Origin of the sequence: Microbacterium sp. ET2 (assembly GCF_030347395.1) — a bacterium.
Lineage (GTDB): Bacteria > Actinomycetota > Actinomycetes > Actinomycetales > Microbacteriaceae > Microbacterium > Microbacterium albipurpureum.
The window spans coordinates 807,712-829,611 of sequence record NZ_CP128170.1; the positions used below are offsets into that span (position 1 = coordinate 807,712).

Below are 21,900 nucleotides of genomic sequence, written 5' to 3' on the forward strand. Positions count from 1 at the left end.
TCTTGGATCTCACTTCACGCGGACGCGCGAATCGAGGAGCGCGTACACGATGTCGACCAGGATCGAGGAGATCACCACGAACAGCGAGGCCAGCAGCATCGTCCCGATGATGACCGGCTGGTCGCCGCGGGTGACCGACTGGATCGCCAGCCGCCCGATGCCGTTGATCCCGAAGATCTGCTCGGTCACGACGAGGCCGCCCATGAGGACCGCGATGTCCAGGCTCACCTGGGTGACGACAGGGGTGAGGGCGCTCCGCATGCCGTGGCGGTACACCACCGCGCCTTCGCTCAGACCTTTGGCGCGGGCGGTGCGGATGTAGTCCTCACCGAGCACCCCCGCGAGCTGGCTGCGCGTGAGGCGGGCGTAAGTCGCCGCCGAGACGAAGCCGACGGTGATCCACGGGAGGATCAGATGGCGCGCCCACTCCCAGGGGTTCTCGGTGAGGGGCACGTACCCCGCGGCCGGGAAGAGCGGGAGCCCCAGCACCGTCAGCTGGAAGAAGAAGACGTAGAGCAGGAGCAGACCGACGACGAAGGTGGGGACGCTCAGACCGCTGAGGACGAACACGGTGCTCACCCGGTCGCGGAAGGACCCCGGCCGCCGGGCGGCGCCGATGCCGATGCTGATGCCCATCAGGAGCGCCATCGCGAGCCCCCCGATCGCGATCGAGGCGGTCTCGGGCAAGCGCGAGACGATCGAGTCGAGGACCGGCTGCTGGTTGAAGAACGAGTACCCGAGGTCGCCTCTGAGCAGTCCGCCCATGTAGATCGCGTAGCGCTCGAGGATCGGCAGATCCAGTCCCAGACGCTCGCGCACCTGGTCGACCTGGGCGTTCGTCGCCTGCACGCCGGCGATGGTGCGCGCCGGGTCGTTGGGCGCGACATAGAACAGGAGGAACATGATCGCGCTGATCGCGAACAGGGTGAGGATGCCGGAGACCACCCGGCGACTGAGGAAGCGGATCATGCGTGCGCGGCCTTCCGTGCGGCGCGCTTGGCGGCGCGGCGGCGGGCGAGACGGCGGCGACCGGCGAAGAGCGTCTGCCGCGGGTCCAGCGCGTCGCGGATCGAGTCGCCGAGGAGGTTGAAGGCGAGGGTCACCGACAGCAGCGCCGCCGAGGGGAAGATGACCAGCCACGGAGCGATCGTGTAGAGCGATCCCTGAGAGGCGATCGAGAGCATGTTCCCCCAGGTCGCCGTCGGGGGCAGCACGCCGAGACCGAGGAACGACAGGGTCGCTTCGAAGACGATCGCCTGCGGGATGAGCAGGGTGCCGTAGACGAGGATCGGCACGAGCAGGTTGGGGAGGACGTCCACGCGCATGATGCGCCAGTTCGACGCCCCGAGCGAGCGCGCGGCTTCGACGAACTCGCGTTCGCGGAGCGAGAGCACCTGTCCCCGCACGACGCGGGCGATCGGTGCCCAGGAGAACAGGACGATCACGATCACCGTGGTCGTCAGGGACGGCCCGACCAGCGCCACGAGAGAGATGGCGAAGAGGAGCTGGGGGAGGCTGAGGGTGGTGTCCATCAGCCACGTGAGGACGGTGTCGACCCAACCGCGGAGGAATCCGGCGATCAGCCCGACGAGAGTGCCGATCCCGAGGGCCCCGATCGTGGCGGCGAAGGCGACGATGAGGCTGACCTGCGCACCGTAGACGAGACGCACCAGCACGTCGCGGCCGAGGTTGTCGGTGCCCAAGAGGAACTCCGGCCCCGGCGCGACGGGTGCGCCGAACTCCGACAGCCCCGTATCGCGGAATTGCTCGTCCGGGCCATGACCGACCCAGGCGGCGACGAGGGGCGCGGCGACGGCTGCGAGGATGACGAGGATGATCACCGCGGCGGAGATCATCGCGGTGCGGTCGCGCCGCAGCCTGCTCCAGACCAGCTGGAGGGGACTGCGCGCCGCGACGGCGGTCTGCCGGGTCAGCCCCGGAACGGCCTTCGCCTCGGCGGCTTCGGCCTCCTCCTCGTGCTCCGCCGCCACGCGGGCATCCGTGGGTCCGGACCCGCTCATCGCTCTCCACCTTTCGCGAACATCCCGCCACCGTCGAGGGCGGCGTCCACGTGCGGTGCGGCGTCGAGCAGCGCACGGGTGTACTCCTCCTTCGGCGAGCGGTAGATCTCGTCCACCGTCCCCTTCTCGACCACCACGCCGCGGTACATCACGGCCACCACATCGGCGATGTGCTCCACGACGGCGAGGTCATGGGCGATGAAGACGTAGGTGAGTCCGAGCTCGTCCTGCAGGGAGCTCAGGAGGTTCAGGATCTGCGCCTGGATCGACACGTCCAGCGCCGAGACCGGTTCGTCGCACACGATGAGCTTGGGGTTCAGCGCGAGCGCCCGGGCGATGCCGATGCGCTGGCGCTGGCCGCCCGAGAATTCGGCCGGGAAGCGGTTGTAGTGCTCCGGGTTCAGACCCACGAGCTCCATCAGCTCCTGGACGCGAGGGCGCAGGCCCCTGCCCTCGGTCTGGTCGTGGATGACGAGCGGATCGGCGATGATCGACCCGACGCGACGCTGCTGGTTGAGGGAACCGTACGGGTCCTGGAAGACCATCTGCACATCGCGACGGAGGGCGCGCCGCTCTGCGCGCCGCATCGTGGAGATGTCCTGACCTTCGAACTCGACGCGGCCGCTGGTGAGCGGGATGAGCCCGGTCAATGCACGGGCGAGGGTCGATTTGCCGCTGCCGGACTCACCCACGATGCCGAGGGTTCCCCCGCGCGGGATGTCGAGGCTGACGCCGTCGACGGCGACGACGGTGTCGGACTTCAGGCCCAGGACACCCTTTCGGGCCCCGGGGAAGGTGATCCGGACGTCCGCGATCCGGGCGAGGATCTCTCGGTCCGCACTCGCGGTGGCCTGGGCGTCTTCGATGACGGGGAGGATGACGGGGCCGGCGTTCTCGATGGGAAGAACGCAGGCCGAACCGTGCCCCGGCGCGATCTGCTTCTCCTCCGGGAATCTGGGAAGGCACTCGGCGTGCGCGAACGCGCACCGTGAGGCGAAGGGGCAGCCGGGCTGGTCGATCAGCAGGCTCGGCGGATTGCCGGGAATGGCCTGGAGCACCGTGCGCTGGGAGCCGACACGGGGGACGGATCCGAGCAGACCCCGCGTATAGGGGTGGTGGGGCCGAGCGAGCACATCGGTGCGGGAGCCGCGCTCGACGATCCGGCCGCCGTACATCGTGATGACGCGGTCGGCGATGCCGGCGACGACCCCGAGGTCGTGGGTGATCATGAGGATGGCCGTGCCGTGCTCACGCTGGAGACGGTTCATCAGCTCGAGCAGCTGCGCCTGCACCGTGACATCCAGCGCCGTGGTCGGCTCGTCCGCGATCAGCAGCGACGGTCGAAGCGCGAGGGCGAGACCGATCATGACGCGCTGCCGCATGCCGCCCGAGAACTGGTGCGGGTAGTCGTCCACGCGCTTGTCGGGATCGGGGATCCCGACCTCATCGAGGACGTCGATGACCCGCGAGCGCAGTGCCTTCGGCGAGGTGCGCTCGTGGACCCGGATGGCTTCTGCGATCTGGGCACCGACGCGGAACTGCGGATGCAGCGACGACAGCGGGTCCTGGAAGACCATGCCGATCTCGCGCCCCCTGATCGAGCGCAGGTCGGCATCGCCCATCGTCAGCAGATCGCGTCCCTCGAACAGGGCCCGTCCGGAGACGATCGCGCCGCTGGAGAGCCCGACCATCGCCTGCGTGCTGACGGACTTGCCCGAACCGGATTCTCCGACCACACCGAGGGTCTCTCCCCGGTCGAGATCGAAGGAGATGCCACGCACCGCGTGTAGTCGACCGTCTCCCGTGTCGAACGACACATCAAGATCCTCGACGCTCAGCAACACGTGGCACCTCCTTCTCTCTCATTTCGTGATTCTCAGGACTCCTCGACGATCACTCGTCGAGGAACACCTTCGTCATGTCGCCGTTGTTGGTCCACGCGTTCCATTCGAACCCGCCGACCCGCTCCGAGTGGAAGACGGGGGTGCGAGCGAAGGCGATCGGGACCCAGGCCGCGTCCTCGGTCGCGACCGCATCGGCCTCGATCCACAGCTCGTTCGCCTGTTCCGGAGTCTCGGCCGCGAGGGCCTCGTCGACGAGGGTGTTGAACTCCTCGTTGTTCCAGCCGCCGAAGTTCGGTGAGCCGGCCTCGTAGCCGCGTCCGTCGAGCATGGGCACCAGGTAGGGGCGGCCGCCGAAGTAGTCGGCGCTCCACGCCGCCAGCGCGATGTCCCACTCGCCGGCCTCGGTGATGTCCTGGTTGAGCAGGAACTCGCTGTAGAAGGCGTTCTGCGTGGTGACCTTCATCTCCACCTGGAACCCGGCGGCTTCGAGGTCCTGTTGCATCGCCGTGGCGAGCGAGGCGTACGGCTCGGTCTCGCGGTAGAGCAGCTTGACGGGCACACCGTCGGCGTAGCCTGCCTCCTCCAGCAGCTCCTGCGCGCGCGCGGTGTCGCCCTCGGCGGGCACGTCCAGCACGTTGGCCTGCTCGGTTCCCAAGACCTCGGGGGGCAGGATCTGGGTTGCCACCTCGGCAAGGCCCGGGCCACCCAGGATCTGCTGCGACGCCGCGCGGTCGATGGCGAAGTTCAAGGCCTGACGGACGGTGGTATTGCCGTAGGCGCCGTCCGCGTTCGGGCTGAGGGTGTTGATCACGACGTAGGGGCGGATCGCGCCGTCGCTGCCGATGACCAGACGCTCGTCGTTCGCGCCGATCAGCGCCGGCACCGAGGCGGTCGGGGTGACCGTGTCGGCCCACTGCATGTCGACGGTGCCGGCCTCCAGCTGCTGCTGCACAGCGGCGGCGTCCTGACCCATCGAGATCTCGATGGCGTCGACGTTCGCGTCGCGGATCGGGTCGAGCTCGGCGTTCCATACCGGGTTGCGCTCGAGGGTGAAGCTCTCCTCGGGAACGTACTCGGCGATGCGGTACGGACCGGTGGAGATGATGTTCTGACGGAGCTCCGGGGAGTCGGGCAGGTACTCGAGGTACTCCACCGGCTGCGGCGCGAGGAAGACACCCAGCGCCATGATGTCGATGAAGTCCGCGGCCGGCTGCGTGATGGTGAACTCGACGGTGCGCTCGTCCACGGCACGGACACCCTCGACGTCGTTGCCCTCGATGTAGGCCCGGATGGCCTCGACCGTCGGCTCGACCTCGGCGAAGCCTTCGCAGTACTCGGCGAGGCCGACGATGGTGTCGGTGAAGTAGCTCAGGGCGTTGGAGGGCGACACCGGGTTGCAGATGCGCTTCGCCGCGAGCACGACATCCTCGGCGACGACCTCGCGGGCGCCGTCGGGCGCATCGAACTCCACGCCCTCCTGCAGCTCGACCGTGTAGACCGTGCCGTCCTCGGAGATCCCGCCGTTGTCCTCGGTCGGGATCTCCAGCGCCAGGTCGGGCACGATCTCGGTGTTGCCGGTGTCGTTACCCGTCGGGACGTGGGCGAACAGCGTCCGGGTCAGGGCGCGGTGGATCTGGTAGTCCGGCGCCGAGTACGATGCGGCGGGGTCGAGATAGAGGACATCGGAGTTGCCCGCCAGGCGCAGGGTCCCGCCGGTCGCGGCGTCGTCGCCGCCGGATGCGTCAGTCTCGCCTCCCCCGGGGTTGGAGCACGCGCTCAGGACGAGCGCGGGCAGCGCGAGGGCTGCGGCGATGACCGCCAGCCGTGATCTTTTGTGCATGGTGTTTCCTCTCATGCGTTTCGTCGGCTTTCCCTCCGCACGGGCGCCGAAGGGGTTGTGAACACCGTGACGCGACTGTGTTTCAACGCACGGCCACGTGTGTTTCAGTTTTGCAAACAATCACTCTTCGTTGCGTGAAGTTTGGCTTTGACAAGCCTAATGCCAAATTCACCTTACATTCGATACCAATTCGATTACGCCGGATCGAGGGTCGCCTCGATGGTGTCCAGGTCGCTCCGATCCCCGAGGATCTCCCATCGCTGCAGCGAGAAGGGCACATTGCCGTTCTGCCATACGCGGTCGTGGAGGCGCTGCAGAGAGAAGCTCTCCCCCTCGGCGACCATCGCGTCCGTGACGAGACGCAGCAGCTGCTGCTTTCCGACGTGGTACGACATCGCCAGTCCCGGGGTCGCCAGATACATGGCGCACTCCTCGCGCGCCGTCTCGACGTCCATCGGGACGAGGCGGACGAAGAAGTCGATGGCCTCGTCGAGGGAGAAGGCACCCGTCGCGAGATTCACGTCGACGACGACGCGCAGGCTCCGCAGGCGATTGAAGTTGTGGACGACCTCCTGGGAGTGGGGGGCGTCGTCGAAGAGCCCGGCCAGCAGCATCAGCTCCTCGTTGTAGAAGGCGATGCCCTCGTTCGCCACGGAGTCCACATAGCGACGGCGCACCGGATCCGGATTCGCCCACGACAGCGCGAGCTGCTTGTAGTGGGCGCCCTCGTGGATGATCCCCAAGCGGGGGTCGCGTGCATTGGCAGCGTAGAAGTAGGGCAGATCCGGCCGGGGCGGTGGCATGTACGACACCCCGTCCTGATCGAGCCGGTCCTGGTCGGTGAGGTCGTCCGTCACGCCGAGGAATCGAATCGGCTCGAGGTAGGCCGGCATCGGGGCAACGTGGTATCGCTGCAGGCCGTCGGGCTGTGACAGCAGGCCCTCTCGCTCCGAGAAGGCTCGCACGTCGGCTTCCTGGGCGATCTGTCGCTGGACCTGGTCGTCGATGGTCGCGGCGATCGGATCGGACGGAAGGTCTCGGAAGCGGTTGCGGGTGACGGTCTCGGCGAGCACCGCGCGCCGGTAGTCCTGCAGGGCCGCGCGGACCAGCTCTTCCGGCTCCTCGGCGATGAGGGCGATGTTGCGCAGGAACCACACGAACTTCCCCCGGCCCACCGGCACCGACGGGGCGAAGCCCGACGCCTCGGCGTCCAGCCACTCGCCGAAGCTCGCCAGCGCGTCACCGGCGGCCGGCGCGAGGAGGCGCAGCTCGCCGAGCACCTCGTCGGCGACGACACCGTCGAGGGCCTCGACGGAGGCGGCGAAGCGCTCGCGCATGCCGCGGAGCTCGAGCGCGGCGACGCGGGCCAGGTCGGCCACCCCGGCGCGCCGGAGGTTCTCCTCGGCCAGTGCGACCCGCTCGGGGATCGATCGGGCGACCTCGATGAGCCCCTGCTGCACATCGCCCGAGAAGGGAGGCCGCGGCAGGAGCAGGTCGAACCAGGGACCCAGGATCTGACCGACGAGGAAGACCGCATCGCGTTCCCAGTTGCGGAGCACGTCGGTGTCCCACTCCATCCTGTTCAGCACCGAGCGCAGCAGCCGCACATCGACCTGACCGGCGACGTCGCCGTCTTCGATCTCGAGTGCGTCCAGCCGTCCGCGGAAGTCCGCCACCGCCCGGCGACGCTCCTCGATGGAGGCGGGCGTGAAGTCCGGCACCCACCGCGGGTCGCGGCGCAGGCGTGGGATGTCGTCGGAGGAACGGAATGCCGCGCGGCGCGCCCACTCCTCGATGTCGTCCGAGAGCGCGATCAGGGCGTCGTTCATGGGGTGCTCCTCAGGGCGGGAAGGACGCGGCGACCGAGAAGCTCGATCGCGGCGACGGGATCGGGGCCGAGCGGGGGTCCGAAGGAAAGATGGTCGACACCGCGGGCCATCAGATCACGGCACCGCCGGATGACCGTGTCCGGGTCCCCGGAGATGCCGAGAGAAAGCATCTGCGGGGTGATGGTGTCGATCGCGGCATCCTCATCGCCGTCGCGGAGGGCGTCGAGCGCCGGGGCGAAGTCCTCCGCGCGAAGGCCCGCCCGCTCGAGGAGGTACGGCGAGAACGCCCCGCCGTAGTAGGCGAGCTTGCGGGCGAGGGCGCGATCTGCCGAACGACGATCCTCGTCGATCGAGAGCCAGATGCAGGCGGGCATGTCGACCTCGGCCATCGTGCGGCCTGCGCGCTGCGCGCCGTCCGCGACCAGGGCCGAAGCGGTGGTGAAGTGCTCCGGTGGGAACAGCAGCGCAAGGACGCCGTCGGCCTCTTCGCCGGCGAATCCCAGCATCCGTGGGCTCATCGCCCCGATGTAGATGGGCACCGACGTCGGCGCGAGGCGCAGGTAGGCGTCACGGGTCCACCCCTCCCCCGCCCCGGCGACGTCCATCGGCCGCCGGCCGGACAGGAGTGCGCGCACAGCCCGGAGGGCCTCGCGGGTGGCGGTGAGGGGCGTGGGCTGGTCGATCCCGATCCATGACAGGAACTCCCCCGAGCCGGCCGCGAGGCCGAGCAGGAACCGCCCGCCGGAGATCTCCTGCAGGGTCGCTGCCGTCATCGCCAGCTCGGCCGGATGGACGGAGTACGGATTCATGATGCCGATGCCGAGGTGGATGCGCGTCGTGCGGGTGAACAGCGCACCCAGGAGCGCGGGCGCGGAGCGCAGCATCAGGTCATGGGAGATCCACAGCTGGTCGATCCCCGCCTCCTCCGCGGCGAGGGCCATGGCGCTCAACGCCTCGAGCTCGAGGTCGTTGTTGACGCGCAGGCTGAAGCTGAGAGGCTTCTCGGTCGCGACAGCCGACAGCGTTTCGGACACCGTCAGACTCCTCGGGCCGTGAGACCGGAGCCGGCCGGCAGCGCGAGATGGGCCTCCCGCCACGCGAGGAAGCGTGCCAGTCCCTCCCGGATGGTCGCGTCGGCGGCCGCGAGCGACACCCGGAGGTGGTGCGGGACCTGGCGGCCGAAGGCGGTGCCCGGGGCGAAGGAGACACCGTGAGCGACGAGCTCGAGCGCGGCGGCGCGCGCATCGATGTCGCCCGGGAGCGGGAGCATCAGATAGAAGGCACCGTGGGGACGAACGATCTCGATGCCCGCACCGGCGAGGATGCCGCCGGCCAGATCCCGACGCCGACGGTAGGCGTCGCGCATCTCGGCGACGATCTTCTGCGGACCCGTGATCGCCGCCAGCGCCGCCGCCTGGGTGACGCTGGACACGCACGAGGACTGCAGCTCGAGGATGCGCACGACGGTGTCGGCGAGCCAGCCCGGCACGAGGGCGTACCCCACGCGCCACCCGGTCATGGCGTAGGTCTTCGAGAAGCTGAACACCGACACGACGTTGTGCGGGGCGAGAGCCGCCGCCGTGGTGTGGCCGCCGTCGAAGACCATCTCGTCGTAGACCTCGTCGCTGATGACGAGGATGTCGCGGGAGACGGCGAACTCGACGATCGCCGCCACCGTCTCGGCGGGCATCACCGCGCCGGTGGGGTTGCTCGGCGAGTTGATCACGATCACCCGTGTCCGGGGCGTCACGAGGGCGCGGATCTCGGCGATGTCGGGCTGGAAGGCATCGTCGGGACGCAGACCGTAGTGCACCGGCGTCGCGCCGAGCAGGGTGGCCTGCATCTCGTAGTTCGGCCACGCGGGGTCGGGGATGAGGACCTCATCACCGGCGGCGACCACCGCGGCCATCACCGCGTCGACGGCCTGGACGGCGCCGTGCGAGATCAGAACGCGTTCGATCGGGGCGCGCACGCCGTAATCGGCCTCCAGGCGGTCGGTGATCGCCTCGCGCAGCACCGGGATGCCGGCGGTCTGGACGTAGGAGGTCTTCTTCCGTGCCGCCTCGAAGGCGGCGTCGATGACATGTGCGGGCGTCGGGAAGTCCGGCTCCCCGATCTCCAGACGGATCATCGGCGATGACGAACCCAGCGCCAGGTCCACGATCTCGCGGATGCCCGAGTGCGGCAGGTGCGACGCCGGGATGGCGGTGCGTAGCATCTCAGGTCCTTTCCGACAGGGGTGCTGACGCACGTCGCTGTCCGTCAGTCTCATTCATTCGTAAACATCACGATGCATTGACATTTCCTATCGAAAGGAATCCTACGGGAAATCCCGAACAATTGGATTCCTCATCGCGCACCCGCGAGCGCCCGGGAGCGCGTGGCCGGGCGGGTTCGGGGGGGATGTCAGGCGGCGTCGTCGCCCGAGTCGTCCGCGGCGTCGTCGACAGAGCCCTCGAGGAGCTCGCGCACCGCGCGTTCGCGGATGACCTCGCCCAGGCTCAGGAACGTCTCGATCCGCTGGAGCCCGCGGATCGGCCAGATCCGATCGAGCAGGAGCGCCTGCAGGTGGGCGTGGTCGCGGATGCGGAACCGGGCGATCATGTCGAAGCTGCCCGTGACCACGACCAGCTCGGTCAGCTCCGAGATCGACCGGAGCTCGGTGAGGATCTCGCCGAGGTCCGCGTCGGTCGCGAGCGTCATCGGGATGTACACCAGTCCCGGGTAGCCGAGCGCCGACCAGTCCACGACCGTCGTGTAGCCACGGATGACCTGCTGCCGCTCCAGACGCGCGATGCGCTCCCCGACCGCCGGGGGCGACATCCCCACGGCGCGAGCCAGCTGGCGCTGGGACACCCGAGGATCGTCGCTGAGCAGGAACAGGATCTTCCGGTCGATCTCGTCGAGTTCGACGACCGGATGAGGCTTTTCGACCTCGCGCGTCATGTTCGACATGGGCGAGCGCTTCGTGCGCACCTCCGGCGGTTCCTCCGGCGAGGATGATCGGGCCATGCCGTTCCTTGTCTGGTCGTGATGATGGTCTTCGTCGATCACTGTCGGATCGAGCATACGGTCGGCGTCCGCCGGGGTGACAGCGGCACGCGAGGGGCTGCGGGGGCGCCACAAGAGGGAAGCGCCCCCGCAGGTCAGTTGACGACGGGCGCGTTGGGGTGATCGTTGATCGACGCGCAGCCGCCGTCGGAGAGCAGGAACACGTCCTCGACGCGCACCCCCACCCGGCCCGGCCAGAAGACCGACGGCTCGATGGTGAAGAGCATTCCTGCTTCCAGAGGCGTCTCATCCTCTTCGGAGATGTAGGGCAATTCGTGGACATCGAGCCCGATGCAGTGGCCGGTGCGGTGACGGAACCAGTCTCCGTATCCGGCATCCTCGATGACCGCGCGGGTTGCGCGGTGGACATCGCCGCCCGTCGCCCCGACGACCGCGGCCCGGCGCCCGGCCTCCTGGGCGGCGATGACGATGTCGTAGACCTCGAGGTATTCCTCGTTCGGATCGCCGATGTGGACCGTGCGTCCGAAGTCTGAGCAGTAGCCGCGGGTGATGGCACCGAAGTCGAAGCTCACACCCGACCCCGGGCCGAGGGTGTTCGTCGACACCCGCACCGAGGCGTCACGGCCGAGAGCCGGCCCCATCGCCCACACCCCGGTGTCGAACGAGGCGCCGGGAGACCCCAGGCGCCGCATCTGCAGATCCACCTCGGCGGCGAGATCGAGCTCGGTCACCCCCGAGACGACCAGCGGCGCCACCGCCTGCATCACGTGATCCACGATCGCGGCCGACCGCCGCATGAGGGCGATCTCCTGGTCATCTTTGATCCGCCGGATCTCGCCGATGAGACCATCGGCCACGACGAAGTCGGCGTCCGGCCGGTGGTTGCGCAGCTCGACGGCGGTCTCGGCCCACGTGCGCCCGGCCAGCGCGATCCGCTCAGAGCTCACGCCCTCGTGCGCGCAGTGCTCGTCGGTCGGACGTGCGCCGATCGCCACCGCACCCGTGCGTGCGCGGTAGCTGTCGAAAGCACGGCGGAACACCTCGCGACCGTCGTCGCTCTCGGTGGCGGTGACCACCTCGCCCGACACCCCCTCGGGGAGGTCGAACTCCTGGAAGTGGCGCGTGAGGACGAACAGCGGTTCTTCGCCGGGACTGATGAAGGCCCCTGAGATCCAGTGATTGGTGTAGCCGATGTTCCCGAACGACGGCGCACGCCTGGGCACCCCGGTGAAGTACTCCAGGTCGGACTGTGAGGCGGGAAGAAACAGCACGTCGACACCGGCGGCGTCCATCTTCTCCCAGAGCCGGCGCTGCCGCGCAGCGTGATCGAAGGGAGCGGAGAGGATGTCGGTGCCCGACGCGGAATCGGTGGTGAGCATGAGGACAGTCTGCCTCATCTGACCGCGCCTTGGCTAGCGATTGTCACGTGTACGGCCGGAATGCTTTGAAATTGAAAAGCACAGCCGGCTTTTCACATTACTTTCGCCGCTCTCTGTTCCAGGGCTTCGGCGGCGACGAAGTGGCCGGGCCCGCACTCCACCAGCCGGGCGTCGTCGTCACCCACCTCTCGCGGGACGCTCCTGTCGGGTTCGCTCGGCAAGGGTGCTCCCCGACCGAGCCGCGGAATGGCGCCGATGAGAGTACGGGTGTACGGGTGACGAGGCTGCGTCCAGATCGCCTCCGTCGGTCCGGTCTCCACGATGCGTCCGAAGTACATCACCGCGAGGCGGTGGGCGATGGTGCGCAGCCCCGACAGGTCGTGCGAGATCATCAGCAGGGCGACCCCCCGCGCCGTCGCGGTGTCGGAGAGGAGACCCGCCACCTGCTGCCGGGTCGAAGCGTCCAGTGCCGACACCGGTTCATCGGCGACGATCACGGTCGGATCGGATGCCAGAGCGCGTGCGATCGCGATGCGCTGGCGTTGTCCCCCGGAGAACTGGTGGGGGAAGCGCTGGAGGGCCGATGCCGGAAGACCGACGGATTCGAGCAGCTCTCCCGCCCGCGCCGAGCCGGCGCGGGCGGAGATCGCATCCTGGATCTGGCGGCCGATCCGCCGCCGCGGGTTGAGGGAGGAATAGGGATCCTGGAACACCATCTGCACCGCGCGATCGGCTATGGGCCGGGCGCGCCGGCGGAGGGGTGCGAGTTCTCGACCCTCGACCAGGATGTGTCCGGAGCTGAGCGGGTTCAGTCCCACGATCGCCTTGCCGAGCGAGGACTTGCCGCAGCCGGACTCGCCCACCAGTCCGACGACCTCCCCGGACTCGACCCGGAGCGAAACCCCCGAAACGGCTCGGACGGTCTTCGCGCCGGGGACGCGGTACTCCACGACCGCGTCCTGCACCTCCAGTGCGCTCATGCGATGGCCTCCGTGTCGGGCAGGGCGTCCACGAGCGCCCGGGTGTAGTCGTCGGTGGGTGCGGCGAGCACCTCTCGTGTGGGACCCGTCTCGACCACGCGACCGGAGCGCATGACGTACAGCCGGTCGGTCACCACGTTCATCACCGCCAGGTCGTGGGTGATGAACAGCATCGCCATACCCAGCTCCTGCCGAAGTCCCTCGAGGAGGCGGAGGATCCCCGCCTGCACGGTGACATCGAGCGCGGTGGTCACCTCGTCGGCGATGAGCAGCTCGGGCTCGCAGGCCAGCGCCGACGCGATCGCGATGCGCTGCCGCATCCCTCCGGAGAATCGATGCGGATACGAGCGGATCGCGAGGTGGGGGTCGGGGATGCGAACGCGGTCCAGCAGCTCGATGCCGCGCTGGCGCGCCTGCTTGCGGGTCACCGACCGGTGGACGAGCTGATGCTCGGTGAGTTGGCGTTCGATGGTCAGCATCGGATGAAGGGCCGTCATCGGATCCTGGAACACCACCGAGACACGGTCCCCACGCAGCGCCCGCAGGTCGGGCTTGCTGAGGGTCAGCACGTCACGACCGTCGAAGAGGACCTCCCCCGACGTGGTGGAGCCGTCGGGGAGGAGTCCGAGGGCGGTCAGGGCCGTGAGCGTCTTGCCGCTTCCGCTCTCGCCGGCGAGCCCCACGATCTCGCCGGGGGCGACCGAGAGCGATACCCCGTCGACCAGGGCACGGCCCCCCAGGCGCAGGCGGAGATCGCGGATGTCGAGGAGAGGCGCGCTCACAGCTCCACCGCCTGCACGGCGCGGGAGGTGCGGGGGTCGAGCGCGTCGCGGAGCGAGTCGCCGATGAAGTTGAACGCCAGCACGATGCTGAGGATCGCAACGCCCGGGAACAGGGCCACCCAGTAGTTGTAGAACACCCGCGAACCCTCCGAGACCATGGCCCCCCATTCGGGGGTGGGCGGCACCGCGCCGAGCCCGAGGTAGCTGAGCCCCGCCAGCAGCAGGATGGCGTTGCCGAGTTCGAGCGTGGAGATCACCGCGATCGGACCGAGGATGTTCGGCGCGATGTCACGCAGCAGCGTCCGCAGCGACGATGCGCCCAGCAGCCGGGAGGCGGCGATGAAGTTGCTGTCGCGCAACCCCAGCACGAGCGATCTCGTCACGCGGGCATAGGCGGGCCACGACACCACCACGATGGCCAGCACCGCATTGACCAGAGACGGGCCGAGGGCCGCGGAGACGGCCATGGCCAGGATGATGGCGGGGAAGGAGAAGAAGAGGTCGACGATGCGCATCAGGACCGCATCGACGGCGCCGCCGAAGTACCCCGCGATCGCTCCCACCGTCGAGCCGACGATGAGCGACAGCGCGACGAGCATGATCGCGATCGGGATGCTGATACGTGCGCCGTAAATCACGCGCGAGAGGACGTCGCGCCCCACCCCGTCGGTGCCGAAGGGGTGATCCAGCGAGGGCGGGAGGAAGCGGGCCGAGTCCTGGGCGAGCGGGTCGTAGGGGGCCAGGAGCGGGGCGAAGATGATCACGACGATCCAGAACACCACGATGACGATGCCGACGATCGCGAGCGGACGCCGCCATGCAGCGGGCAGACGCCAGCGCGGCATCCATCGGCGACCCTCTGCCTCCTGGATGGGATCGACCGTGTCGAGGGCCTTCTCTGTGGTGCTCATGCGCGCCGGATCCTCGGGTCGATGATGCCGTACAGGATGTCGGTGATCAGGTTCACGAAGATGTAGATCAGCGCGACGAAGATGGTCACTCCCACGATCGCCGACAGATCGAGCGTGGAGGCCGCTCGGTAGGCGTAGGAGCCGATGCCCGGCCAGGCGAAGATCTGCTCGACCAGCACCGTGCCCGCCAGAAGCGACGCGAACGCCGTTCCCACGACGGTGATCACCGGCACCAGCGCACCGCGAAGGACGTGGCCGAAGACGACCGAGCGGGGGCTGAGACCCTTGGCTTCGGCGGCGCGGATGTACTCCTGGCCGAGGACGTCGAGGACGGAAGCTCGCGTGAAGCGCATGAGGAGCCCGACCATCGGTGCCGACAGCACGATGGCGGGGAGGATCAGGTGGTCCACGGCCTGGAAGAAGAGGGGCAGATCGCCGGCCAGCAACGAGTCGATCGTGTAGAAGCCGGTGACGCGCGGCGGCGGGATCTCTCCGGCGTCCAACCGCCCGGAGGACGGGAACCACTGCAGGCGGGTGGCGAAGACCGAGGTGGCGATCAACGCGAACCAGAAGATCGGGATCGACACCCCGCCGAGGCTGAACGCCCGCAGCACGTTGTCGATCGCGGTGTTGGCGCGAAGGGCCGCCACGATGCCGAGCCCGCCGCCGACCACGACCGCGATCAGCGTGGCCGACAGCGCCAATTCCGCCGAGGCGGGCCCGAACAGCATGAGGTCGGTCAGGACGGGGCGGGTGGTCTGGACCGAGTCGCCGAGATCACCGCGGAAGAGTCCGCCGAGGTAGATGAAGAACTGCTCGTAGAGGGGGCGGTCCAACCCCATCTGACGCCGCATCGCCTCGACGATCTCGGGGTTGGCGGCGGCCTGTTCGCCCAGGCGCGCCGTTGCGGCGTCACCGGGCAGGACGGCGGTGAGCACGAACGCCACGAGGATGGTGCCGACGACCAGGAGAAGGGCAGCGCCGAGACGTTTGGCGATGAACAATGCCACGCGACGACCTCGATCTGGATGGGGGTGGGGGGACGGGAGGCGAGCACGCTCCCGGGCGGGTGCCCGGGAGCGTGCTCTGGGTCACTCAGCGGCCGATGGCCGCGATGTCGAGTGAGAATACCGGGTCGTACGGCACGTCGCCGACGGCGCTGGTGGAGACCACCGATGCCGCGGGCTGGAACAGCGGCACGATGACGCCCTCCTCATTGCTCAATTCCTGGAACTCCTGGTAGAGCGGCTCGCGCGCGGCCGGGTCGATCTCGCTGCGGACCTCGTCCATGACGGCCTCGATCTCGGGGGCCATGCCTGCGGTCCAGCCGGCGCGCTCACCGACGATCCCGCCGGGCCCGAAGGCCAGGTAGTCGGCCGAGTCCGGGTAGTCCGGGTTCCAGAGCCAGAGGCCCATCTCCTCGGTGCCGGCACGATAGCTCTCGAGCGTCGTCGCGATGGGACCGGGAGCGAGGTTCACCGTGATGCCGACCTCCGCGAGCTGAGCGGCGATGCGCTCGGCGAACGGTCCCATGCTCAGGCCGTTGCTGGAGAAGTCGCTGGCGTACTCCAGTTCGACGGTGACGTCGCCGCCCAGCCGCGCCACAGCCTCCTGGGCGCGCTCCACGTCGCGCTCCACCGCACTGTCGGCTCCGAGGGCCCCGAGGTACGACGAAGGCACGATGCCGTAGGCGCGCTCGGCACCCTCACCGGCGAGCTCGAGCATCGCATCGAAGTCGATGCCGTAGCGGACCGCCTCACGGAAGTCGGGAGACGAGGTGATCTCGGATACCTCGGGGTTGGCGTTGAGGAAGAAGAAGAACATCGTCGGAGACTGGGAGGTGTTCACCACGACGTCGCCGCCGAGGCCGGCGATCTGGTCGGAACCGAGATCGAGGGCGATGTCGGCCGTGCCGCTCTGGATGTCCATGAGCTGCGCCTCGGCGGTGGCATTGCGCAACACGACGCGGTCGTAGACCGGCGCCTCGCCCCAGTACTCCGGGTTGGCGACGAGAACCGTCTCCGTGGTGGTGTCGAAGGACTCCAGCACGTACGGCCCGCTGCCGGCCGACGTGGCGTTGAGGAACTCCTCCGCGGTGTCGGTCTCGGCGGCATCATCGGCGTCGGTTCCGCCGTTCTCCGTCACCAGGGCGCTGTTGACGATGCCGAGCGTCGGGCTCGTGACGATCGCCGGGACCGCGGTGTTGGATGTTTCGGAGGAGATGACGACCGTCGTCTCGTCGGGCGCGCTCACCGACAGCCCGTTCATCAGGAAGGAGCCGTTGCCCTGAATGTTCTTCACCCTGTTCAGCGAATACACGACGTCGGCCGAGGTCAGCGGGGTGCCGTCGGAGAAGGTGATGCCGTCGCGGATCGTGAACGTGTACTCCGTGGCGTCATCGTTGACCGTCCATTCCGAGGCGACGCTGGGGAGCGGCTCGGTGGCGTCGCCGTCGGCGAAGGTGAGGAGACTGTCGTAGACGGCGTGCAGGACGATGCCGCCGGTGGTCTCGAACATCCGGGCCGGGTCGGCGGTGACGAGGTCGAAGGACTTGTCGATGACGAGCGATTCGGTCTGCTCGCCCTCGGGCTGGTCGGTGTCGGTGTCGGCCGGTGCTGCGCACGCGGCGAGGGCGAGGGCCGTGGCGGCGACGAGGGTCGCCGTCGTGAGGAGCCTTCTGGATGTTTTCACGGGACTCTTCTTTCTCGGGTGGGGGGGTTACTGCTCGGGCAGGACGTCTTCGTGATTGTGGACGAGGAGCCACGTGCCCTCTCGCCTCCGCCAGACGCCGGTGTTCCGGACTCGTTCAGGACGGGCGGCGGGGTCGGTGAAACGGACGGTGAAGGTGTGTCGGACGAGGGCGAAGTCCTCCCAGACGTCGATGACCGGTTCCGTGACGTCGATTCCCGCGACGGCCCCTACGCTCCCCGGCGGGCGGCTGTCGCGCAGCGCGTTCAGGCCGGACAAGCCGAAGACGAGGGGCTCGTGCTCGGTGTCCCAGAGGGTCACGTCCTCGGCGATGTAGCTGTCGGCTCGCGCACGGTCGCTGGTCAGGTATGCGTCGTACATGGCGTACACCGCGTCGTGCAGCCACTTCTCGTCGTCGGTCACGGATGATGACATCGTCACTTCCTGAGTGTTCGGGAGAGCCGCGGATGCTCAGATGGAAACAGATTCTTCGTTTCAATCGTATTTCGTAAGGAGAAGTCGATCTCAGGTCTTACGTTCAGAAGAAATTTGACGGATGAACCGGCCGTTTGTCTATAGCGAATTACAACGGAATCGTCACAGTCCGAGCTGGCGGGTGAGGTCGTCCAGCTCGTCGATCACGGCTCCGATGCGATTGAGACGGTCCTCGCCCTCGGCACCCAGCTGCGCGAACGTCGTCAGCGGCGGGCGCACCGTTCCCATGGGGTAGCCTGCGCGCTCTGCGAGCCGCTTGGAGTAGCACTGGTGGCCGTACGTGGGATGCCCCGCGGCGATGATGGCGTCGAATCGCTTGATCAGACCGTCGATCCGTCGAGCATCCTCGATGCGCCCCTCCTCCAGGAGCCCCCAGATGCCTGCGGACGCGCGGGGGATGTAGTTCCCGTAGGGATTGACGTAGCCCTGTGCGCCCAGGAGGTAGGAGTCCACCACCCGCTCCCCCGCGTAGACGGTGATGGCGTCGCCGGCGAGATCGATCACGTCCCGCACCCGGGCGATGTCCTGCGAGGACTCCTTGATGTACGAGACGGTGGCGAAGTCCTTCGCCAGACGCGCGACGAGCTCCGCGCTCATGTCGACGTTCGAGGTGACGGGGTTGTTGTACAGCATGATCGGCAGATCGACGGCTCCGACGATCGCTTCGTAGTGACGATAGATCTCGTCGTCGGTGGGCGTGTAGTAGTACGGCGGCACGATCATCAGGCCGTCGGCCCCCAGGTCCCGCGCCTCGACGCTGAACTGCACCGCCCGCGTCGTCGAGGCGTCGGCCGTGCCGACCAGCACGGGGATCCGCCCGGCGATGTGCTCCACGGTCGCTCCGACCAGCTCGCGACGCTCCTCCGGCGTGACCGAGAGGAATTCGCCCGTCGTTCCGAGCATGATGATTCCGGGAACACCCTCCGCGAGCTGCCAATCGAGGAACGCACGCAGCCGGTCGAGGTCGACGCGGCTGAGGTCGTCGGTGAAGGGCGTGACCGCGACGGTGTAGGAACCCGAGAAGGTAGCGGGCATGAAGTGACCTCTCTGCGAACAACTGTACGTAAAGTGAACACCCAGGATACGGTGTAGGCATGGTGGATCGGAAGCATCCCAGGCATGTCTTCGATGTCGCGGTGGTCGGCGGAGGCGCGAGCGGGGCTGCGGCAACCTACCATCTGAGCCGAGCCGGACTCGATGTGGTGCTCCTGGACCGCAACGATCTCAACACCGAGGCGTCCGGGCGGAACGCCGGAAGCCTCCACGGTCAGATCCAGCACGAGCCCTTCTTGGAGGAGGGTGCCGAGTGGGCGGAGGCGTGGCTGCCCGCACTGCGGTTCCTGGCCGACTCCCTCACGCTCTGGGACGGACTGAGCGACGAACTGGGCACCGACCTGCAGGTGGCGAAGAAGGGCGGCATCCTCGTCGCCGACGACGTGAGCCAGCTCGCCGCGATCGAGCGGAAGGTCGCGCTCGAGAATCGAATCGGCATTCCCAGTCGGATGCTGTCCGCCGGCGAACTCCGGAGCCTCGCCCCGTGGCTCAGCGATTCCGTCGTCGGCGGGGAGCTGTGCCCGATCGAGGGCAAGGCGAATCCCCTGCTCGTCGCCCCGGCCTTCGCGCGTCGCGCCCTGGAGGCCGGAGCCGTGGTGCGCACCCAGACCCCGGCGGTGGGTTTCGACCGCGACGGCGACGCGCGCGTCATCCGCACTCCCGGCGGCGAGGTCCGGGCTCGACGTGTCATCCTCGCGGGAGGGGACGGGATGCCGGATCTCGCCCGCCACTTCGACCTCGATCTGCCGATCTCCAGCGGCGCGGTGCAGGTCAGTGTCACCGAGCGGGTCGATCCGATGGTGGCGCACCTCTTCTACTACGCCGGCGGAAAGCTGACCTTCAAGCAGGCGCAGTCCGGCACCCTGCTCATCGGCGGCGGATGGCCGGCCCGGCGCAACGCGGCAGGGGAATGGATCGTCAACCCCGACTCGCTGCGTGCGAACCTGGCGATGGCGATCCGCATCGCCCCGGTGATCGCCGACCTCGCGCTCCTGCGCACCTGGACGGGCATCGGCAACGGGACCCCCGACCACAGCCCGATCATCGGCCCCGTGACGGCCGATGGCGACGTCATCGTCGGGTTCTACCCCTACATGGGCTTCACGGCGGCGCCGCTCATGGGGCGGATCCTCGCCGACCTCGCCCGGGGCGAAGACCCCGGTCTCGACCTCACGCCGTTCGCCCCGACCCGCTTCTGACCGCCAACCCGATTGCGAGAGGCTCGGCCGCCTCAGGCGGGAGCGCGCTCACCCCTGGGCGACGTCCCCCAGCGGCACGGGCTTGACCGGCGCCTGCGGGGCGAATCCCGAGCGCTCCGCGACAGCGACACCGGTGCGCGCGGCCTGCATCGCTGTGAGCACGGGGCCGCAGTACCGCCCCTGGCACTTCCCCATGCCGGCGCGCGTGACGCGCTTGACCGCACCGGCCGTGGTGACGCCGTCGGTCATCGACTCGGCGAGGTCTCCGTGCGTCGTGCCTTCGCACCGACAGACCACCGTGTCCGGCCGCGCAAGTTGATCGGTGAGGACAGGGGCCGCGAACAGCGTGTTCACGGCCCGCTGGAACGCCGCCTGACGGCGCGCGTCCGCCGCTGCCTGGCGGGGCGCGCCCGACGGCTCGCCCCGGAGGTCCCGGCGGATGGCGGCCGCGGCCAGTTTCGCCTGCGCCTGTGCGAACTTCGCGCCGCGCACGCCCGCGGCGTCGCCGATCGCGAAGACCGACTCGAGGGATGTGCGGCCCTCGTCGTCGGTCACCGTGCGCAGCGCTCCCCGGGCCGCGTCGACCTCATGCCGGCATCCGAGCGATCGCGCGAGGTCGTTCCCCGGCAGGAAGCCGTAGCCGAGGCACACTGCGTCGACGTCGAAGGACCGCAGCTCCCGCGTCATCCGTCCCTCTTCGTCGATGCGTCCGATGGTCGCGCGGGAGACGCCGGCCGCCGGATCCCCCTCGAGCCCCACCACGGCGGCGCCGGTGATGATCGGAACCCGCCGCGCCGTCAACTCGGCGAGGTAGCGGACGCCGTCGGCGGTGAGACCGGGGACCGCGAGGGCCATGCGCGCGACCGCGGCTGCGCGCAGCGGCGAGAAGATCCGAGCCGCCTCGACCAGCCCGACGACGTTCACTCCCCCGCGCGCCAGCTCGGCAGCCAGCTGCACGTTCAGTGGGCCGTTCCCCGCGACGAGGACGCGGTCTCCGGGCGAGACCTGGTAGGACCGCAGCAGGGTCTGCCCCGCACCGGTGGTCATCACACCCGGCAGGGTCCAGCCCGGGATCGGCACGCCCCGCTCGTAGGCGCCGGCGGCGATCACCACCCGCCGGGGGCGGATGATCCAGCGCTCCTGATCCGACCGAGCGAGAAGGTGATCCGGCTCGAAGGCCGCCCACACGGTGGTGCCCAGGAGTGTGCGCACCCCCGCGGTCTGCGCCGCGCGGATCAACCGGCGGCCCGCGATGTACTGGCGGTCCAAGCGGTCTTCGTCGACGCGGAACGCCGCGTCCGGTTGCTTGTAGTACTGCCCCCCGAGCTTCGGGCGATCGTCGACCAGCAGCACATCCAGACCCCCCTCAGCCAGCGCGGTCGCAGCGACGAGACCTGCGGGCCCTCCCCCGATGACGAGGACGTCGGGGGAGATCTCCGTCTCGGGGCGGGCCGGGGTGGTCGCGGCGGGAACCCGGCGCCGGGGCGGCTGGGTCTCGATGATCTGGCCGTTCCGCGCGGGGGTCATGCACGCGAGCCGGGCGTCCTCGCCATCGATGCGCACTGCGCATTCGTGACACACGCCCATGCCGCACCAGACACCGCGCCGACCGCCCGCGTCATCGGCGCGATTGCCTCGCTCCCCCGCCGCGACCATCGCGCTGGCGACGGAATCGGTGGCGCTGACCGCAACGGTGCGACCGTCGAAGCACAGCGCGCCGTCGCCCTCCGCGTCGCCGCCGATGCCGGGGGTGGTCACTCTCATCCGGTTCTCCTTCGGTTCGTTCGCACAACGCACCTTCATTCGCCATACGAACCATGTCTATTATGATGGCCATTGACGTCCCGCGACCGTTCCCGGAGGCAAT

18 protein-coding genes are annotated in these 21,900 nt (G+C 68.8%); 1 reads left to right on the plus strand and 17 read right to left on the minus strand.

Going from position 1 to position 21,900, the window contains the following annotated elements; all coding sequences use genetic code 11:
* Positions 1-9: 9 nt before the first annotated feature.
* The 16 genes from QSU92_RS03975 to QSU92_RS04050 all read right to left on the minus strand — a co-directional run bounded on the left by QSU92_RS03975 (position 10) and on the right by QSU92_RS04050 (position 18,816).
* On the minus strand, positions 10-969 hold the full coding sequence (locus tag QSU92_RS03975; RefSeq protein ID WP_289264892.1) for an ABC transporter permease: 960 nt from the start codon (positions 967-969) through the stop codon (positions 10-12).
* Positions 966-2,021 carry an ABC transporter permease gene (locus tag QSU92_RS03980; protein ID WP_289264893.1) on the minus strand — a complete coding sequence of 352 codons (1,056 nt, stop codon included), beginning with the start codon at positions 2,019-2,021 and terminating at the stop codon, positions 966-968. Before QSU92_RS03980 ends, QSU92_RS03975 begins: the two co-directional genes overlap by 4 nt.
* The gene (locus QSU92_RS03985) at positions 2,018-3,865 is read right to left on the minus strand and encodes an ABC transporter ATP-binding protein (RefSeq protein ID WP_289264894.1); all 1,848 of its coding nucleotides are present in this window, start codon (positions 3,863-3,865) and stop codon (positions 2,018-2,020) included. The genes QSU92_RS03980 and QSU92_RS03985 overlap by 4 nt, the downstream gene beginning before the upstream one ends.
* Positions 3,866-3,914: 49 nt before the next feature.
* Entirely contained in the window at positions 3,915-5,705 is a 1,791-nt protein-coding gene (locus tag QSU92_RS03990; RefSeq protein ID WP_289264895.1) for an ABC transporter substrate-binding protein, read from the minus strand.
* Positions 5,706-5,899: 194 nt separating this feature from the next.
* Positions 5,900-7,534, minus strand: a complete 1,635-nt coding sequence (locus QSU92_RS03995; RefSeq protein WP_289264896.1) for a DUF885 family protein — start codon at positions 7,532-7,534, stop codon at positions 5,900-5,902.
* Complete coding sequence (locus QSU92_RS04000; RefSeq protein ID WP_289264897.1) at positions 7,531-8,568, minus strand: LLM class flavin-dependent oxidoreductase; 1,038 nt, start codon at positions 8,566-8,568, stop codon at positions 7,531-7,533. Before QSU92_RS04000 ends, QSU92_RS03995 begins: the two co-directional genes overlap by 4 nt.
* Before the next feature lie 2 nt (positions 8,569-8,570).
* Entirely contained in the window at positions 8,571-9,752 is a 1,182-nt protein-coding gene (locus tag QSU92_RS04005) for a pyridoxal phosphate-dependent aminotransferase (RefSeq protein WP_289264898.1), read from the minus strand.
* A 188-nt stretch (positions 9,753-9,940) separates the two neighbouring features.
* Positions 9,941-10,546, minus strand: coding sequence for an Lrp/AsnC family transcriptional regulator (locus QSU92_RS04010; RefSeq protein WP_289264899.1), 606 nt, complete (start codon positions 10,544-10,546; stop codon positions 9,941-9,943).
* A gap of 134 nt (positions 10,547-10,680) precedes the next feature.
* Positions 10,681-11,925, minus strand: coding sequence for a M24 family metallopeptidase (locus QSU92_RS04015; RefSeq protein WP_289264900.1), 1,245 nt, complete (start codon positions 11,923-11,925; stop codon positions 10,681-10,683).
* A gap of 92 nt (positions 11,926-12,017) precedes the next feature.
* Complete coding sequence (locus QSU92_RS04020; protein WP_289264901.1) at positions 12,018-12,905, minus strand: ABC transporter ATP-binding protein; 888 nt, start codon at positions 12,903-12,905, stop codon at positions 12,018-12,020.
* Positions 12,902-13,687, minus strand: a complete 786-nt coding sequence (locus QSU92_RS04025; RefSeq protein WP_289264902.1) for an ATP-binding cassette domain-containing protein — start codon at positions 13,685-13,687, stop codon at positions 12,902-12,904. The genes QSU92_RS04020 and QSU92_RS04025 overlap by 4 nt, the downstream gene beginning before the upstream one ends.
* Positions 13,684-14,598, minus strand: coding sequence for an ABC transporter permease (locus QSU92_RS04030; RefSeq protein WP_289264903.1), 915 nt, complete (start codon positions 14,596-14,598; stop codon positions 13,684-13,686). The genes QSU92_RS04025 and QSU92_RS04030 overlap by 4 nt, the downstream gene beginning before the upstream one ends.
* Positions 14,595-15,608, minus strand: a complete 1,014-nt coding sequence (locus tag QSU92_RS04035; RefSeq protein WP_289264904.1) for an ABC transporter permease — start codon at positions 15,606-15,608, stop codon at positions 14,595-14,597. The genes QSU92_RS04030 and QSU92_RS04035 overlap by 4 nt, the downstream gene beginning before the upstream one ends.
* A gap of 85 nt (positions 15,609-15,693) precedes the next feature.
* The gene (locus QSU92_RS04040; protein WP_289264905.1) at positions 15,694-17,289 is read right to left on the minus strand and encodes an ABC transporter substrate-binding protein; all 1,596 of its coding nucleotides are present in this window, start codon (positions 17,287-17,289) and stop codon (positions 15,694-15,696) included.
* A gap of 27 nt (positions 17,290-17,316) precedes the next feature.
* Positions 17,317-17,721: a YybH family protein gene (locus QSU92_RS04045; protein WP_289264906.1), complete on the minus strand. Its 405-nt coding sequence runs from the start codon at positions 17,719-17,721 to the stop codon at positions 17,317-17,319.
* Between the two features lie 162 nt (positions 17,722-17,883).
* Complete coding sequence (locus QSU92_RS04050; RefSeq protein ID WP_289264907.1) at positions 17,884-18,816, minus strand: dihydrodipicolinate synthase family protein; 933 nt, start codon at positions 18,814-18,816, stop codon at positions 17,884-17,886.
* Positions 18,817-18,875: 59 nt separating this feature from the next.
* Here QSU92_RS04050 and QSU92_RS04055 point away from each other — a divergent pair, with 59 nt between their 5' ends.
* Entirely contained in the window at positions 18,876-20,033 is a 1,158-nt protein-coding gene (locus tag QSU92_RS04055) for an NAD(P)/FAD-dependent oxidoreductase (protein ID WP_289264908.1), read from the plus strand.
* A 48-nt stretch (positions 20,034-20,081) separates the two neighbouring features.
* On the opposite strand, the gene QSU92_RS04060 is transcribed toward QSU92_RS04055, so the two are convergent.
* A complete protein-coding gene (locus QSU92_RS04060) occupies positions 20,082-21,797 on the minus strand; it encodes an FAD-dependent oxidoreductase (RefSeq protein WP_289264909.1) in 1,716 nt (571 codons plus the stop codon).
* Between the last annotated feature and the right edge of the window lie 103 nt (positions 21,798-21,900).